This is a genomic window from Mycobacterium riyadhense (assembly GCF_963853645.1).
In the GTDB taxonomy this organism is placed as follows: Bacteria; Actinomycetota; Actinomycetes; order Mycobacteriales; family Mycobacteriaceae; genus Mycobacterium; species Mycobacterium riyadhense.
The window spans coordinates 1703432-1718783 of the sequence record NZ_OY970456.1; the positions used below are offsets into that span (position 1 = coordinate 1703432).

Here is a 15352-nt window from a genome sequence, read left to right on the forward strand (position 1 = left end):
GCTCGCCGACCGAGTCAGTTGATGGGGGCGTTGATCCAGCGCAGGTCGTCGACGATGCCGCGGGCCGCGATCAAACCCTCGCCGGTCTGCCAGATTTCGTCGTTGACGACGAAGACCCGGTTGTCGCGGTTGGCGGACAACTTGCGCCAGGGGCCGCTATCGAGGACGGCGGCCGCGCGCTCGGCGGCCGCGGCCGACGCGCACGACACGTAGACGATGTCGGCGTCGGCCGCCGAGAAGTCGGCCGCGTTCGCGAGATCGGCGTCGGTGGTGCCGAACTCGATGTAGGGCTTGTCGGTGAATCGTTGCGACGCGGGCCGGTCTACTCCGACCGCCGAGACCACGCTGGCTGGAAAGTTGTTGGCGCCGTAGACCCGCAGGGTGTTGGCGGTTAACCGCACGATCGACGCCTGGAAGTGCGCCGCGTCATGCTTGGTCCCGACCTCGGTGGCCCGTTGCGCGAATCCCTTGAGCAACGCCTCCACCGCGCCGCCACGGGCTGTTGCGGCCCCGACACCACGCAGGTTGTCCTGCCACGCCGCACCCGGCGCCGCCGTGAACACCGTGGGGGCGATCGCCGCCAGCTGCGGGTACAGCTTCGGCGTCAACGCCACCGAGCCCAGGATCAGATCCGGGTGCGCCGCCGCGATGGCCTTCAGGTCGGGACTGCTGCGGGCGCCGACGCCGGGCACGTCGTGCAGGGTTTTGCCCAGGTAGGAGGGTTGGCTCGAGGAACCGTCCGGCATCGCGGCGGCGACAACCCGAGATTGCAGTCCAAGTGCGCACAACGCGTCGAGCTGATCACCGGAGAGCACCACGATGCGCTGCGGGTCGGCAGGCACTTGGGCGACATCCGGGCTGATTCCCGCGTTTCGCGCCGGACGGGTGGGCGGTCCGGGATCGGCGGCGGCCGGGCCTTGCGCACACGACTGATCCGGCTTGCGGTCGTTGCCCAGCACGCCTGCGCCCGCGATCTGGGTGGTGGGGGTGATCACCGAAAGCGACGCTTTGCCGGACCGGTGATCGGCGCCGCAACCGCTGCACATCGCGATCGTCGCCACTAGCGAGACGGCCGTAACGATGGGTCGCATCCCGCCGAGTTGCACGCGTCCGACGGTAGCATCCGGCCAGTTCACGCCCGGCGACGCGGGATCGGCCCCGCGCGGCGCATCGAGTGTGCTCAGACGGCTTTGAGTGTGCCGCCAGGGTGGCAATATCGCGCTTGGCCCGCCCTGGCAACACAGTCAACGCCCAGTGAGCACATCTCGACGCCATCAGGGCGTCAAGCCAATTACGACGGTTTGTAGGACCAGCCCTGCCGCCAACCCAATCGCGGGCTAAGATCCTCATCATTAATGGGCAGTGCCGCCCGGTCCGGGATGGATGTTTGGAGGAGTGCGTTGACAGCCGAAGCGCCCCCGTTGGGAGAACTCGAGGCCGTTCGTCCGTACCCGGCTCGGACCGGTCCCAAAGGCAACCTCGTCTACAAGCTGATCACGACCACCGATCACAAGCTGATCGGCATCATGTACTGCGTCGCCTGCTTCATTTTCTTCTTCATTGGCGGGCTGCTGGCGCTGCTGATGCGCACCGAGCTGGCCGCGCCTGGCCTGCAGTTCTTGTCCAATGAGCAGTTCAACCAGCTGTTCACCATGCACGGCACGATCATGCTGCTGTTCTACGCCACGCCGATCGTGTTCGGCTTCGCCAACCTGGTGCTGCCACTGCAGATCGGCGCTCCCGACGTGGCGTTCCCGCGACTGAACGCATTCTCGTTCTGGCTGTTCGTATTCGGCGCCACGATGGGGATTGCCGGTTTCATCACCCCGGGCGGGGCCGCCGACTTCGGCTGGACCGCCTACACCCCGTTGACCGACGCCATCCACTCCCCGGGCGCCGGCGGCGACCTGTGGATCATGGGCCTGATCGTCGCGGGTTTGGGGACCATCCTCGGCGCGGTCAACATGATCACCACCGTGGTCTGCATGCGCGCACCCGGGATGACGATGTTCCGGATGCCCATTTTCACCTGGAACATCCTGGTGACGTCCATTCTGGTGCTGATCGCGTTCCCGCTGCTGACCGCCGCGCTGTTCGGACTGGCCGCCGATCGCCACCTCGGTGCCCACATCTACGACTCCGCCAACGGCGGAGTGCTGTTGTGGCAGCACCTGTTCTGGTTCTTCGGACACCCCGAGGTCTACATCATCGCCCTGCCGTTCTTCGGGATCGTCTCGGAGATTTTCCCGGTGTTCTCCCGCAAGCCGATCTTCGGCTACACCACGCTGGTCTACGCGACGCTGTCGATCGCCGCGTTGTCGGTAGCGGTGTGGGCGCACCACATGTTCGCCACGGGTGCCGTGCTGCTGCCGTTCTTTTCGTTTATGACGTATCTGATCGCGGTGCCGACCGGGATCAAGTTCTTCAACTGGGTCGGCACTATGTGGAAGGGCCAGTTGACTTTTGAGACGCCGATGCTGTTCTCGGTCGGCTTCGCGGTCACCTTCCTGTTGGGCGGTCTGACCGGTGTGCTGCTGGCCAGCCCGCCGCTGGACTTCCACGTCACCGACAGCTACTTCGTCGTCGCCCATTTCCACTACGTGCTGTTCGGCACCATTGTGTTCTCCACCTTCGCGGGCATTTACTTCTGGTTCCCGAAGATGACCGGCCGGCTGCTCGACGAGCGGCTGGGCAAGCTGCACTTCTGGTTGACGTTCATCGGTTTTCACACCACGTTCTTGGTGCAGCACTGGTTGGGCGACGAAGGCATGCCGCGTCGCTACGCCGACTACCTGCCGACCGACGGCTTCCAGGCGCTCAACGTCGTATCCACGATCGGGGCGTTCATCCTGGGCGCGTCGATGTTCCCATTCGTGTGGAACGTCTTCAAGAGTTGGCGCTACGGCGAGGTGGTTACCGTCGACGACCCCTGGGGCTACGGCAATTCGCTCGAGTGGGCGACCAGCTGCCCACCGCCGCGGCACAACTTCACCGAGTTGCCGCGCATCCGCTCGGAGCGTCCGGCGTTCGAGCTGCACTATCCGCATATGGTCGAACGGCTTCGCGCCGAAGCCCATGTCGGGCGGGCCCACGCCCCGAAGGACGACGACGTCAGCGTTCACGCCTGATGGTTTTCACGGGCGGTAGTCCCGGGTGAACACGTCGCCCAAGGTATCGGTGCTCATCACGGTCACCGGCATAGACCAGCCAGGCGTCACGTCGGCGCTGTTTGAGGTGCTGTCACGGCACGGAGTCGAGCTTCTCAACGTCGAGCAGGTGGTGATCCGGGGCCGGCTCACACTCGGTGTGCTGGTGTCTTGCGCGCTGGAGGTCGCCGACAGCACCGCATTACGCGGCGACGTGGAGGCCGCGATCCACGGTAAGGGGCTCGACGTCACGATCGAGCGGAGCAGCGATCTGCCGATCATCCGGGACCCGTCAACGCACACCATTTTCGTGCTGGGGCGACCGATTACCGCCCGCGCCTTCGGGGCGGTGGCGCGGGAGGTCGCCGAGCTGGGCGTCAACATCGACTTCATCCGCGGGATCTCCGACTATCCGGTCACCGGTCTCGAGTTACGGGTCTCGGTGCCGCCCGGAGTCGACGGGTTATTGCAGACCGCTCTGACCAAGGTGGCCGTCGACGAGCACGTCGATGTTGCCGTCGAGGACTACAGCTTGGCCTGGCGCACCAAGCGGCTCATCGTGTTCGACGTCGATTCCACTCTGGTCCAGGGCGAGGTCATCGAGATGCTCGCGGCCCGGGCGGGTGCCCAGGGAGCAGTTGCGGCGATCACCGAGGCCGCGATGCGCGGTGAGCTGGATTTCGCGGAGTCGCTGGAGCGCCGTGTTGCCACCCTGGCGGGGCTGCCCGCGACGGTAATCGACGACGTCGCCGCCCAGCTCGAGCTGATGCCCGGCGCCCGGACCACGATACGCACGTTGCGGCGCTTGGGTTTTCGCTGCGGTGTGGTCTCCGGCGGCTTCCGGCGGATCATCGAACCGCTCGCGCGGGAGCTGATGCTGGACTTCGTCGCTTCCAACGAGCTCGAGATTGTTGATGGCATATTGACCGGCCGGGTCGTCGGAACGATCGTTGACCGGCCGGGCAAAGCCAAGGCGCTACGCGCTTTCGCCGACCAGTACGGGGTGCCGATGGAGCAGACCGTCGCCGTGGGCGACGGCGCCAACGACATCGACATGCTGACCGCCGCCGGACTGGGAATTGCGTTCAACGCCAAGCCGGCACTGCGTGAGGTCGCCGACGCGTCGTTGAGTCATCCGTACCTGGACACCGTGCTGTTCCTGTTGGGTGTGACGCGCGGGGAGATCGAGGCCGCCGACGCGGCCGACGGCACGCTGCGCCGGGTCGAAATCCCGGCCGACTAGTCGGCTGAGTAGGTTGCGCGAGCAGACGCAAAAGCCCCATTTTCGTGCCGAAAATGGGGGCTTTTGCGTCTGCTCGCGGGGCATACGGCACGATGGTCGGGTGCTCGAAACCGGCCCCACCGAAGCCGAACCCGACCTGTTGATCGACTTCAGAAACGTGTCGCTGCGCCGCAACGGGCAGGTTCTGGTAGGCCCGCTGGATTGGGCCGTCGAACTCGACGAACGGTGGGTCATCATCGGCCCCAACGGGGCCGGCAAGACCACGCTGCTGCGTATCGCGGCGGCGACCGAGCACCCGTCGTCGGGCGTCGCCTTCGTGCTCGGTGAACGGCTGGGCCGGGTGGACGTCTCCGAGCTGCGGGCCCGCATCGGGTTGAGTTCCTCAGCCTTGGCGCAACGCGTGCCCAGCGATGAAGTGGTCCGCGACCTCGTCGTCTCGGCCGGCTATGCGGTGCTGGGCCGATGGCGGGAGCGCTACGAGGACGTCGACTACCGCCGGGCGATCGACATGCTGGAAAGCCTTGGCGCCGAGCACCTGGCCGATCGCACCTACGGGACGTTGTCCGAAGGTGAGCGCAAACGGGTGCTGATCGCGCGTGCCTTGATGACCGATCCAGAGCTGCTGCTGCTCGACGAACCCGCCGCGGGCCTGGATCTGGGTGGACGAGAGGAATTGGTGGCGCGGCTGGGCGATCTTGCCGCCGATCCCGACGCACCCGCGCTGGTGCTGGTTACCCACCACGTCGAGGAGGTTCCGCCGGGCTTTAGCCACTGCATGCTGTTGTCGGAGGCGCGGGTGGTTGCGGCGGGTTTGCTGCCCGATGTGCTGACCGCCGAAAATCTGTCCGCCGCGTTCGGCCAGTCGATCGCGCTGGATGTCGTCGACGGGCGGTATTTCGCCCGGCGGGTGCGCACCCGCGCGGCCCATCGGAGGCAGGTATGAGTGCTCCCCGCGAGCCCCTGACGCCCCGGCCGGCCGCGACCGTCATGCTGGTCCGCGACACTCCGGATGGCCTGTCGGTTTTTTTGATGCGCCGACACTCGGCAATGGACTTCGCCGCTGGGGTGATGGTGTTTCCCGGTGGCGGTGTCGACGAGCGCGACCGCAATGCCGACTTAGCGCGGCTGGGGGCCTGGGCCGGCCCGTCGCCGCTGTGGTGGGCGCAGCGTTTCGGCATCGAACCCGACCTGGCCGAGGCGTTGGTCTGCGCCGCGGCCCGTGAGACCTTCGAGGAGTCGGGGGTGCTGTTTGCCGGCCCGGCGAACGATCCGAACAGTATTATCCGCGACGCCTCGGTATACGGCGACGCCCGCGCTGCGCTCGCGGACCGTTCACTGTCCTTCGCCGACTTCTTGCGACACGAAAGTCTGGTGCTGCGATCCGATCTGCTACGGCCGTGGGCCAACTGGGTTACCCCGGAAGCCGAGCTGACCCGCCGCTACGACACCTACTTCTTTGTGGGAGCGCTGCCGCAAGGTCAGCGGGCCGACGGCGAGAACACCGAATCCGACCGTGCCGACTGGATATTGCCGCAGCACGCCATCGACGACTTCGCGGCCGGGCGCAACTTCCTGCTGCCCCCAACCTGGACGCAGCTGGACGCGCTGGCCGGCCACACCGTCGCCGAGGTGCTGGCCGTGGAGCGCCAAATCGTCCCGGTCCAGCCACATCTGGCGCAAAAGGGCGAGAACTGGGAAATCGAGTTCTTCGACTCCGACCGCTACAACCAGGCTCGGATATCGGGCGGATCCACCGGTTGGCCGCTATGACGGGCTCGGTGAGCGAGTTTGTCAGCGTCGTGGTCAGCGACGGCACGCAGGACGCCGGCCTGGCGATGTTGCTGTTGTCGCGACCGCCCACCAACGCGATGACCCGTCAGGTCTACCGCGAAATCGTGGTCGCGGCCGCCGAATTGGGGCGTCGCGACGACGTCGCCGCGGTGATCTTGTTCGGCGGTCACGAGATCTTTTCCACCGGCGACGATATGCCCGAGCTGCGGATGCTGAATGCCGCGGAGGCAGAGATCGCGGCCCGGGTACGGCAGGAGGCCGTCGACGCAGTTGCGGCGATCCCGAAACCGACCGTGGCCGCCATCACCGGATACGCGCTGGGGGCCGGCCTCACCCTGGCGTTGGCGGCCGACTGGCGAATCAGCGGCGACAACGTGAAATTCGGCGCGACCGAGATCCTGGCCGGCCTCATCCCGGGTGGTGGGGGAATGGCCCGGCTGACCCGTGCGGCGGGAGCGAGCAAGGCCAAGGAACTGGTCTTCAGCGGGCGCTTTTTCGACGCCGAGGAGGCCTTGGCGCTGGGTCTGATCGACGAGATGGTGGCCCCCGACGACGTCTACGACGCCGCCGCGGAGTGGGCGCGGCGTTTTCTGGACGGCCCGTCGCACGCGCTGGCCGCCGCCAAGGCCGGGATCAACGAGGTGTCCGACCTCGCGCCGGACGAGCGGCTCGCGGCCGAGCGGCGCCGGTACGTCGAAGTGTTCCGAGCTGGCGACAGGACAGCTGCGAACGACGGTTAGGCTGCCCTGCATGGTGTGTCCTGGAAGCTGGATCAGGCTTGCGGGTGGAAGTCCCGTCCCGGTAGGTGCCGGAGCGCCGGGTAGCAGGCCCCGGTTCGTCGGAGAGATCTGGCGGGCTAAGCGGGGTGTCAAGAGCCTCTTTGGAGGGAGCAAGTGCGCGGGCCGTAGTGCCATCAGGTGCGAGTCCTGCAGCCTCGTCACAGTCACAACGGAGGAGCCGAGCCGCTCATGTCACGGCGAAGGCCATGTCCGTCCGAGTCGGTTCCGGGGTGCGCTCGGCGGGTCCTTCCGGGGTATGGGGAGCGGCACGTGCACACAGTCTGGTTCGGAACAGGAGAGACCCGTCTGGCACGCCTACGTCGGGCAAGAGACCAAGGGTATAAGCCGATGGTGAAAGCCCTTGGAGCGCAGCGGGAGTCCGACGGGGTCGTAGTACCGCTGATGGGCGTGAGAGACACGCCAGGAGGGAAGGGCCCCGACTTTGATCATGCGCGCGAAGTGGGTAAGTACGAGGGCATGACCGGGCCTGCTCGGTCCAATTCCCCCGGCAAGCCTCGGCTTGCCGTAGCCGATGACGAGCCGTTGTGCCCGTCGGGGGTGAAAGTACGACAACTGCAACACGCGCTATGGGCTGCAGCCAAGCAGTCTTCGGGTCGGCGTTTCCACGCCCTGTTCGACCGTGTCTACAGGGGTGACGTCCTGTGGGAGGCGTGGTTTCGCGTGTGCAAGAACAAGGGCGCGGCCGGGGTGGATCGGATCACCGTGGCCGAGGTGGAGGATTACGGCGTGGACCGCATGTTGCGTGAGTTGCGCCACGACCTCCGCACAGGTCGGTATCGTCCCGCGCCGGCGCGGCGTGTGGAGATTCCGAAACCACAGGGTGGTAAGCGGCCGTTGGGGATTCCCACGGTGCGAGACCGGGTAGTTCAGGCTGCGGTCAAGATCGTGCTGGAACCGATTTTCGAGGCGGACTTTGTGTCGTGCTCGTATGGGTTTCGGCCGAAGCGGTCGGCGGTGATGGCCAAAGAGCGGCTGCGCCGTGGGTTCATCGAGGGCTACCAGTTCGTGGTCGAGTTCGATATCGCGAACTTCTTCGGCGAGATCGACCACGAACGCCTATTGGAGCTGGTGGGTAGGCGGGTCTCGGATCGGCGGGTGCTCAAACTGCTGCGGCTGTGGCTGCAGGCAGGGGTGATGGTCGAAGGGGTGCATGAGCGGACGGTCGCGGGCACTCCGCAGGGCGGGGTGATCTCGCCGCTGTTGGCCAACATTTACCTGCACGTGCTCGACACCGAACTTGCCCGCAGGAATGTGGGTGAGTTGGTGCGCTACGCCGATGACGGTGTGGTGCTGTGCCGCTCCAAGGCGCAAGCCGAGCACGCTCTGGTGGCGGTGGGAGAAATCCTGGCGTCATTGGGGTTGCGGCTGCATCCGGACAAGACGAAGGTGGTCGACCTGCGGGAGGGTCGTGAGGGCCTGGATTTTCTGGGCTGTCACTTCCGAGCCCGCATGTCGGGGCGGTTGTGGGAACAGAAGCGCATCGTGCGCTACTACCTGCACCGCTGGCCGTCCCAGCGGGCCATGGCCCGGCTGCGGGACAAGGTGCGGCACCGCACCGGCCGCAACCGCGCCGGGACAGATATCGGCGTCCTCATCGAGGAATTGAATCCGATCCTGCGCGGCTGGGGCAACTACTTTCGCACCGGAAATGCCGCCAAGAAGTTCCGCCAGATCGACCGGCATGTCGCATGGCGTCTGAAACGGCTTCTGATCAAGAAGCGGGGACGCAACCTGCGCCCCGGCCAGGCCGATCAGTGGACGGAACAGTGGTTCAACGATCATGGCCTGCATCGCCTGCGTGGCACCATCCGCTACCCGAAGGCTGCGTAACCATGCCAAGACGATCATCGGAAAGCCGTGTGCGGGAAAACCGCACGCACGGATTGAAAGGGGGAAGGGGAAACAGGCTCACCGAGCACTGCGCCCCCGACTACCAATGACGAGGAGTACCGAAATCCCCGCTGACGCGGTTCCCAACCCGCATGCCACCGCGGAGCAGGTGGCAGCCGCGCGACACGACAGCAAACTCGCCCAGGTGCTCTACCACGACTGGGAAGCCGAGAGCTACGACGAGAAGTGGTCGATCTCGTATGACCAGCGCTGTGTCGACTATGCCCGCGGCCGTTTCGATGCGGTAGTGCCCGACGAGGTCATCCGGGAACTGCCCTACGACCGCGCCCTGGAACTGGGCTGCGGCACCGGCTTCTTCCTGCTCAACCTGATCCAGGCCGGGGTGGCGCGCCGTGGCTCGGTCACCGACCTCTCGCCCGGCATGGTCAGGGTGGCTACCCGGAACGGAACGTCGCTGGGGCTCGACATCGACGGCCGGGTGGCCGACGCCGAAGGCATCCCGTATGACGACGACACCTTCGACCTGGTGGTAGGGCATGCGGTGCTGCATCACATTCCCGACGTGGAGCTGTCGCTGCGGGAGGTGATCCGGGTGCTCAAGCCGGGCGGCCGGTTCGTGTTCGCGGGCGAGCCGACCAACGTCGGCGACGGATACGCCCGCACGTTGTCCACGCTGACCTGGCGGGTCGTCACCAACGTCACCAAACTGCCCGGCTTGGGCGGTTGGCGGCGCCCGCAGGCCGAGCTCGACGAGTCCTCGCGCGCCGCGGCGCTGGAGGCACTCGTCGACCTGCATACGTTCACACCTGAGGATCTGGAGCGGATGGCGACCAACGCGGGCGCGGCGCAGGTCGAGACCGTCACCGAGGAGTTCACCGCCGCCATGTTCGGCTGGCCGATGCGCACGTTTGAATGTGCGGTGCCGCCTGGACGACTGGGCTGGGGCTGGGCGCGGTTCGCCTTCACCGGCTGGAAGGCGCTGAGCTGGGTGGACGCCAACGTCTGGCGTCACTTAGCCCCGAAGGGCTGGTTCTACAACGTGATGGTCACCGGGGTCAAACCCTCCTGAGCGTCGGCCTCACCTTCAGCCTCGACGACGTCGATTATCTGCGGTCGGAATCGGGCGCCGCGGCGCTTCGGGAGGTCGCTGAGCTACCGCTGACCGACGCCACCCGGGTCGCCGATACGGCCGCGGTGCGCGCCCGATTCGGCGCGCGGGCGGCGGTCCTGGTGGAGACGACGCTGCTGCGGCGCCGCGCCGCAGACAAGCTGGCCGGTCTGGACGACATCTCGGATTGGCTGTTCACCGACGAGGCGCTGCAGCAAGCCACCGTGGCGTCGGTGGCCCTGCACCGGGCGAGGCGACTCGCCGGTCTTGTCGTCCATGACGTGACCTGTTCTATCGGCACCGAATTGGCGGCGCTGCGCTCGACGGCTTCTCGGGTTGTGGGCAGTGACATCGATCCCGTGCGGCTGCAGATGGCGCGGCACAACCTGGGCCTCCCCGATGGACGAGTCGACCTGTGCCGTGCCGACGCCCTGCATCCGGTCACCCGTGACGCCGCCGTTGTCGTCGATCCGGCGCGTCGCAGCAGTGGGCGGCGACGCTTCAATCCGGCCGACTACCAGCCCGGCCTGGGCCCGCTGCTGGACACCTACCGTCGCCGTGATCTGGTTGTAAAGTGTTCTCCCGGAATAGATTTCGATCAGGTAGGCCGTCTCGGCTTCGACGGCGAGATCGAGGTGACGTCATACCGCGGTGCGGTCCGGGAGGCGTGTTTATGGTCGGCGGGATTGGCCGGACCGGGTGTGCGCCGACGTGCCAGCGTTCTCGATCACAGGGGCCAGGTCACTCAGATCACCTCAGCGGAGCCCGACGACTGCCCGGTGCGGCCCGCCGGGCGATGGATCGTCGATCCCGACGGCGCCATCGTCCGGGCCGGCCTGGTACGCCACTACGGTGCCCGGCACGGGCTGTGGCAACTGGATCCCGATATCGCCTTTCTATCGGGTGACCGACTACCGCAGGGGGAGCGCGGCTTTGAAGTGCTCGAGCAGCTGGCGTTCGACGAGCGGCGGCTGCGGCAGGCCCTGATACGTCTGGACTGCGGTGCGCTGGAGATCCTGGTCCGCGGCGTCGGAGTTGATCCCGATGTATTGCGCCGGAGGCTGCGGTTGCGAGGTAGCCGACCGCTGTCGGTGGTCATTGCCCGCATCGGCTCAGGTGCAACCAGTCGGGCGACGGCATTCCTTTGCAGATCCCTCGCAGTAACGCCCAGGTACGCTGACGGCGATTACCAATGCAACTGACTCGGTGTCACCCGCCTTCTTGGTTTGCGAGGACAATTCGACATATGCGTTATTTCATAGCGGCCGCAGTGCTGGCTCCTGCGGTCCTGGTGGGTTGTCCGGCAGCCGCCGCGCCGCCGTCGTGCGCCAGCCTGGGCGGCACCATCGAGGCATCGCAAATGTGCTACCTGCACGCCTCCGGTGCCACGTACATGCTGAACATGAGATTTCCCGTCGACTACCCCGACCAACAGGCACTGACCGACTACATCACGCAAAACCGCGACGGGTTCGTCAACGTCGCGCAGGGGTCCGGGCGGCGCGACCAGCCCTATCAGATGGAAGCAACGACGGAACAACACAGCGCTGGGCAGCCACCGCACAACACCCGCAGCGTGGTGCTCAAGTTCTTCCAGGACCTCGGTGGGGCACATCCGTCCACCTGGTACAAGGCCTTCAATTACAACCTCGCCGCCAAGCAGCCGATCACCTTCGACAACCTGTTTGCGCCCGGCACCGCCCCGCTAGACAGCATCTTTCCGATCGTGCAGCGCGAGCTGGGACGTCAGACCGGGCTGGCGGCGGCGATTTCGCCTGGCGCCGGTCGAGACCCGTCCAATTACCAGAACTTTGCCATCACTAACGACCAGCTGATTTTCTATTTTGCTCAGGGTGAGTTGTTGCCGTCGTTTGTCGGAGCTACCCAGGCTCAGGTGCCGCGAAGCGCCATCCCGCCTCTTGCCATCTAGCTGTTAGGCCGGCGCGAAGCTGTAGACCTGGCCGTCGCTGGTGGCGGCCACCACGCGGCGGTCGGTGCCTACCGCCACGCCGACGGGATATCCGGTGGCCGCCGGTAGTGGATAGCTGTTCAGCGTATGGCCGTTGGTCGGATCGAAGACCAGCAGCGACAAGCCGGGCCCGCCCTCGTGGGGCGGTCCGCTGATCACCGTGTAGCCCACGTTATTGCCGGCCAGGCTCGACGTGGACAGGGAAGTGACGTCATCGCGTCGCCAGGCCGGTTCAGCGTGGTCACCGGCGTCGCGAAACGCCGTCAGTCTGGTGTCGGGTCCGCCGCCGGAGACGATCAGGCCCGCATGGGTGACCGTGGGTGGCGTCTGCGCCAGAAAGTCAAGTGGCACAGACCATTTCGCCTTCCCGTCGGCGGCATTGAGCGCCCACAGCCGTTGGTCGCGGCCATTGACGTAGACGGTCTTTCCGTCGGCGGACAGCACCGGGCTGGCAAGGACACCGCCGGTGACGGCATCGCTGGTCCACTCGCGGACCAGCAGCGGGCTCTGACCCGGGTGGTACTTCAACCCCACCAACCCGGCGGCGGCAGCGCCGGGCTGCCAGACCCCGATCACCGCCGTCTCGCTGGCCGCCGAAAAGGCGGGGGCCGCCGCGACCGGGCAGCCCGGTCGGGCCGGCGCGCAATCGGCCAAACCGCGCGTCGCATCTCTGGGATCGACGCCCTCCACCAGATCAAGCGCGGTGCCGACCGACATGCCGCGGTGTGCGTCGAAAACCAGCACCTGTCCCAGGTGGGTGGTTACCAGCAGTTGGCCGTGTCCCAGGAACCGCGGCGTGGTGGGCATCCCGATGACCGGCTGCCGCCAACGGGTCCACTGGGTGACCGGGAATGCGACGATCGCGCCCGGCTGTCCGATGTAGAGGTTGTCGAAGCCATCGAACAGCGGACCGGCGAAGCCCCCACCCTGAACCAGCCGGACACACCAGCGCTGCCGGCCGCTGTCGTTGTTCTCCCACTCCATCAGCGAGCATCCGGCCGGGGTCTGCGCGTTGAGTGCGAGATAACCGCGTGGAGTCAGAGCCGGCCCGGCCGCCAGGGTTCCCTTGACCGAGCGTGTCCATTGCAGCTTGAGCTTGGTGGCGCCGGTGGTCGTGGTGTAGCTGCTGTTGGCGGCATCACCGTATTGTGCGGGCCAGCCCGGAGCGGGTGCCGCGTCAACCCATGAGTCGGTGTTGCCGCAACCGCAGAGAGTCACCGCGAGCACAGCTGCGAAAACGGCCGCCAGCAGGCGTCGGGCAAGCACCTGATTCTTTCGCAGGGTTTTTAGATCCTTTGCAGTCGCGGGTTCGTCGATGAGCAGCGATCGAGTACAGGTGAGGGTAACGCGTGGCTCTTCGCCCAGGCTGTCCGCCCGCCGTCCCGGCGCGCATCGTCGCCAGGTTAGGCTTTCGGGCCATGACGTCCATGTGGGGTGCGCCGCTGCATCGCCGCTGGCGTGGATCGCGGCTACGGGACCCACGCCAGGCCAGGTTCCTCACGCTGGCGTCCCTGAAGTGGGTACTGGCCAATCGCGCCTACACGCCTTGGTATCTGGTGCGCTATTGGCGGCTGCTGAAGTTCAAGCTCGCCAATCCGCACATCATCACCCGCGGCATGGTGTTCCTCGGTAAGGGTGTCGAGATCCACTGCACACCCGAACTGGCGCAATTGGAGATCGGCCGTTGGGTGCACATCGGGGACAAGAACACGATCCGGGCGCACGAGGGCTCGCTGCGGTTCGGCGACAAGGTGGTCCTGGGGCGCGACAACGTCATCAACTGCTATCTCGACATTGAGCTCGGGGACTCGGCGCTGATGGCCGACTGGTGCTATGTCTGCGATTTCGACCACCGGATGGACGACATCACGCTGCCAATCAAGGATCAGGGGATCGTCAAGAGCCCGGTGCGGATCGGACCCGACACCTGGGTTGGCGTGAAGGTGACGGTGCTGCGCGGCACGTCGATCGGACGGGGCTGTGTCCTGGGCTCGCACGCCGTGGTCCGCGGCGTAATCCCGGATTATTCGATCGCGGTTGGCGCGCCGGCCAAGGTGATCAAGAATCGGCAGTTGTCCTGGGAAACCTCGGCCGCACAGCGCGCCGAACTGGCGGCTGCCCTGGCCGACATCGAACGAAAGAAGGCCTCCCGCTAAGCGCCGCTGACGGATCGTTCCAAGGTCACCAGCGACGCGGCGAGGTAGTCCGCACCGAACATGGGCATCCCGCCGACCCGGTCACGGAAATCCTGCGGCGTGGCGCTCCAGTCATAGGTGAGGGTGACGTCTGTGTGGTCCCCGCTCGGAGCCAGGTCGTAGCGCCACGACCAACCGCCCGGAGCGTGGTTGCCTGCGTCGTCGAGCACGCCCGGCATCCATCCGATGGCGCGGGGTTTGTCAAACACGTTGACGAGGTTGTACGTGACGTAGTCGCCACCGGCCTCGGTGAGATACATGTTCATGGCGAACATTTGCCCAGCGCCGGTGATCGGTGCGGTGTCAACAGCCTCGCGGACCCAGTCGCCCGGCTCGGTGTTTTGGTGGCGGGACGGGTCGGCCAGGACCGCGAAAATCTCGTCCGGGGTAGCCGCGATGGCGCGGGTGACGACGTAACGTTCGACGCTCGTCGTCATGCGTTGTCCCTGGGTCCGTAGGCGCGGGCGATATCGGGAGAGTCCAGCCAACCGGAGTAGGTCGGTCGTGAGGGCCAACCGGCCGGCGAATCGAGCCATTCCTCCTGGCGACCCCACGGCAATATGTCGATCAACCCGAAGATGTGGCTGAGCTGCTCGGTGCCTCGCCCGTTCGTGTGCCACGTCCGGTACACCGTGTCACCGTCGCGCAGGAACACGTTGACCGCGAAACCCCCGCCGGGCGGAGCGTCCATGTCGGCGCCGAACGAGCTGTCCGACGACGAGTACCACTCCATCCGGTTGCCGACTTTGCGCTTATAGGCGAGTGCCTCGTCGATCGGCCCGTTGGTGACGATGACGAAGCGGGCGTCGTAATTGTCGAGGAACTCCAGCCTGGTGAACTGCGACGTGAAGCCCGTGCACCCGCCGCATTGCCACTCCGCGCCGTCCGACCACATGTGGTGGTAGGTGATGAGTTGCGAGCGGCCGCCGAACACATCGACCAGGCGGACGGGCCCGTCGGCTCCGATCAGGGTGTAGTCGGGCAACTCGACCATCGGCAGCCGGCGGCGCTGGGCGGCGATCGCGTCCAGTTCGCGGGTTGCGGACTTTTCCCGCTTGCGCAGGTCTTCGAGCGCGGCGCGCCAGGTCTGGTTGTCGACGATTGGCGGCAGGGCCGTGCTTTTCACGGACATGGGCTCCACCCCTTTTCTAGAAGCCATCGAGTTTCCGATTTCAACGGTATGACCGGTTGCGCTGCCGGAATTCATCGTTAGATCGAGGATGATGACACTTGACGCAAGCAAACATAG

At 66.2% G+C, this 15352-nt stretch carries 14 protein-coding genes; 10 read left to right on the top strand and 4 right to left on the bottom strand.

Features of this window, described 5'->3' with window-relative positions:
* Positions 1 to 14 precede the first annotated feature (14 nt).
* Positions 15 to 1091 carry an iron-siderophore ABC transporter substrate-binding protein gene (locus AADZ78_RS07780; RefSeq protein ID WP_085251998.1) on the bottom strand — a complete coding sequence of 359 codons (1077 nt, stop codon included), beginning with the start codon at positions 1089 to 1091 and terminating at the stop codon, positions 15 to 17.
* A 309-nt stretch (positions 1092 to 1400) separates the two neighbouring features.
* On the opposite strand from AADZ78_RS07780, the gene ctaD reads away from it, so the two are divergent.
* From ctaD to AADZ78_RS07825, 9 genes are all read left to right on the top strand, one after another.
* Positions 1401 to 3128: a cytochrome c oxidase subunit I gene (gene ctaD / locus AADZ78_RS07785; protein WP_085251997.1), complete on the top strand. Its 1728-nt coding sequence runs from the start codon at positions 1401 to 1403 to the stop codon at positions 3126 to 3128.
* A 25-nt stretch (positions 3129 to 3153) separates the two neighbouring features.
* Positions 3154 to 4389 carry a phosphoserine phosphatase SerB gene (gene serB / locus AADZ78_RS07790; protein WP_085251962.1) on the top strand — a complete coding sequence of 412 codons (1236 nt, stop codon included), beginning with the start codon at positions 3154 to 3156 and terminating at the stop codon, positions 4387 to 4389.
* Between the two features lie 82 nt (positions 4390 to 4471).
* Positions 4472 to 5332, top strand: coding sequence for an ABC transporter ATP-binding protein (locus AADZ78_RS07795; RefSeq protein WP_139828904.1), 861 nt, complete (start codon positions 4472 to 4474; stop codon positions 5330 to 5332).
* Positions 5329 to 6159: an NUDIX hydrolase gene (locus AADZ78_RS07800; RefSeq protein WP_085251960.1), complete on the top strand. Its 831-nt coding sequence runs from the start codon at positions 5329 to 5331 to the stop codon at positions 6157 to 6159. Before AADZ78_RS07795 ends, AADZ78_RS07800 begins: the two co-directional genes overlap by 4 nt.
* Before the next feature lie 8 nt (positions 6160 to 6167).
* A complete protein-coding gene (locus tag AADZ78_RS07805; protein ID WP_139828900.1) occupies positions 6168 to 6920 on the top strand; it encodes an enoyl-CoA hydratase in 753 nt (250 codons plus the stop codon).
* A gap of 498 nt (positions 6921 to 7418) precedes the next feature.
* Positions 7419 to 8810 (top strand): group II intron reverse transcriptase/maturase, encoded by a 1392-nt coding sequence (ltrA, locus tag AADZ78_RS07810; protein WP_239656769.1) that lies wholly within the window; start codon positions 7419 to 7421, stop codon positions 8808 to 8810.
* Between the two features lie 106 nt (positions 8811 to 8916).
* Entirely contained in the window at positions 8917 to 9900 is a 984-nt protein-coding gene (locus tag AADZ78_RS07815) for a class I SAM-dependent methyltransferase (RefSeq protein WP_085249302.1), read from the top strand.
* Entirely contained in the window at positions 9834 to 11141 is a 1308-nt protein-coding gene (locus tag AADZ78_RS07820) for a THUMP-like domain-containing protein (RefSeq protein WP_204805436.1), read from the top strand. The genes AADZ78_RS07815 and AADZ78_RS07820 overlap by 67 nt, the downstream gene beginning before the upstream one ends.
* 44 nt (positions 11142 to 11185) lie before the next feature.
* Complete coding sequence (locus AADZ78_RS07825) at positions 11186 to 11869, top strand: esterase (protein WP_085249300.1); 684 nt, start codon at positions 11186 to 11188, stop codon at positions 11867 to 11869.
* 3 nt (positions 11870 to 11872) lie between these two features.
* On the opposite strand, the gene AADZ78_RS07830 is transcribed toward AADZ78_RS07825, so the two are convergent.
* On the bottom strand, positions 11873 to 13174 hold the full coding sequence (locus AADZ78_RS07830; protein WP_085249299.1) for a PQQ-binding-like beta-propeller repeat protein: 1302 nt from the start codon (positions 13172 to 13174) through the stop codon (positions 11873 to 11875).
* Positions 13175 to 13326: 152 nt separating this feature from the next.
* Between AADZ78_RS07830 and AADZ78_RS07835 the strand changes: the two genes are divergently transcribed.
* Entirely contained in the window at positions 13327 to 14064 is a 738-nt protein-coding gene (locus tag AADZ78_RS07835) for an acyltransferase (RefSeq protein ID WP_085249298.1), read from the top strand.
* On the opposite strand, the gene AADZ78_RS07840 is transcribed toward AADZ78_RS07835, so the two are convergent.
* Together AADZ78_RS07840 and AADZ78_RS07845 are read right to left on the bottom strand one after the other, a co-directional pair.
* On the bottom strand, positions 14061 to 14540 hold the full coding sequence (locus AADZ78_RS07840; RefSeq protein ID WP_085249297.1) for an SRPBCC family protein: 480 nt from the start codon (positions 14538 to 14540) through the stop codon (positions 14061 to 14063). The genes AADZ78_RS07835 and AADZ78_RS07840 overlap by 4 nt on opposite strands.
* On the bottom strand, positions 14537 to 15235 hold the full coding sequence (locus AADZ78_RS07845; protein ID WP_085249296.1) for a DUF899 domain-containing protein: 699 nt from the start codon (positions 15233 to 15235) through the stop codon (positions 14537 to 14539). Before AADZ78_RS07845 ends, AADZ78_RS07840 begins: the two co-directional genes overlap by 4 nt.
* Between the last annotated feature and the right edge of the window lie 117 nt (positions 15236 to 15352).

Coding starts and splice junctions, on each gene's coding strand:
- AADZ78_RS07800 (WP_085251960.1), top strand. CDS start 5,329: ATGAGTGCTCCCCGCGAGCCCCTGACGCCCCGGCCGGCCGCGACCGTC.
- AADZ78_RS07825 (WP_085249300.1), top strand. CDS start 11,186: ATGCGTTATTTCATAGCGGCCGCAGTGCTGGCTCCTGCGGTCCTGGTG.
- AADZ78_RS07835 (WP_085249298.1), top strand. CDS start 13,327: ATGACGTCCATGTGGGGTGCGCCGCTGCATCGCCGCTGGCGTGGATCG.
- AADZ78_RS07815 (WP_085249302.1), top strand. CDS start 8,917: ATGACGAGGAGTACCGAAATCCCCGCTGACGCGGTTCCCAACCCGCAT.
- AADZ78_RS07840 (WP_085249297.1), bottom strand. CDS start 14,540: ATGACGACGAGCGTCGAACGTTACGTCGTCACCCGCGCCATCGCGGCT.
- AADZ78_RS07780 (WP_085251998.1), bottom strand. CDS start 1,091: ATGCGACCCATCGTTACGGCCGTCTCGCTAGTGGCGACGATCGCGATG.
- AADZ78_RS07845 (WP_085249296.1), bottom strand. CDS start 15,235: ATGTCCGTGAAAAGCACGGCCCTGCCGCCAATCGTCGACAACCAGACC.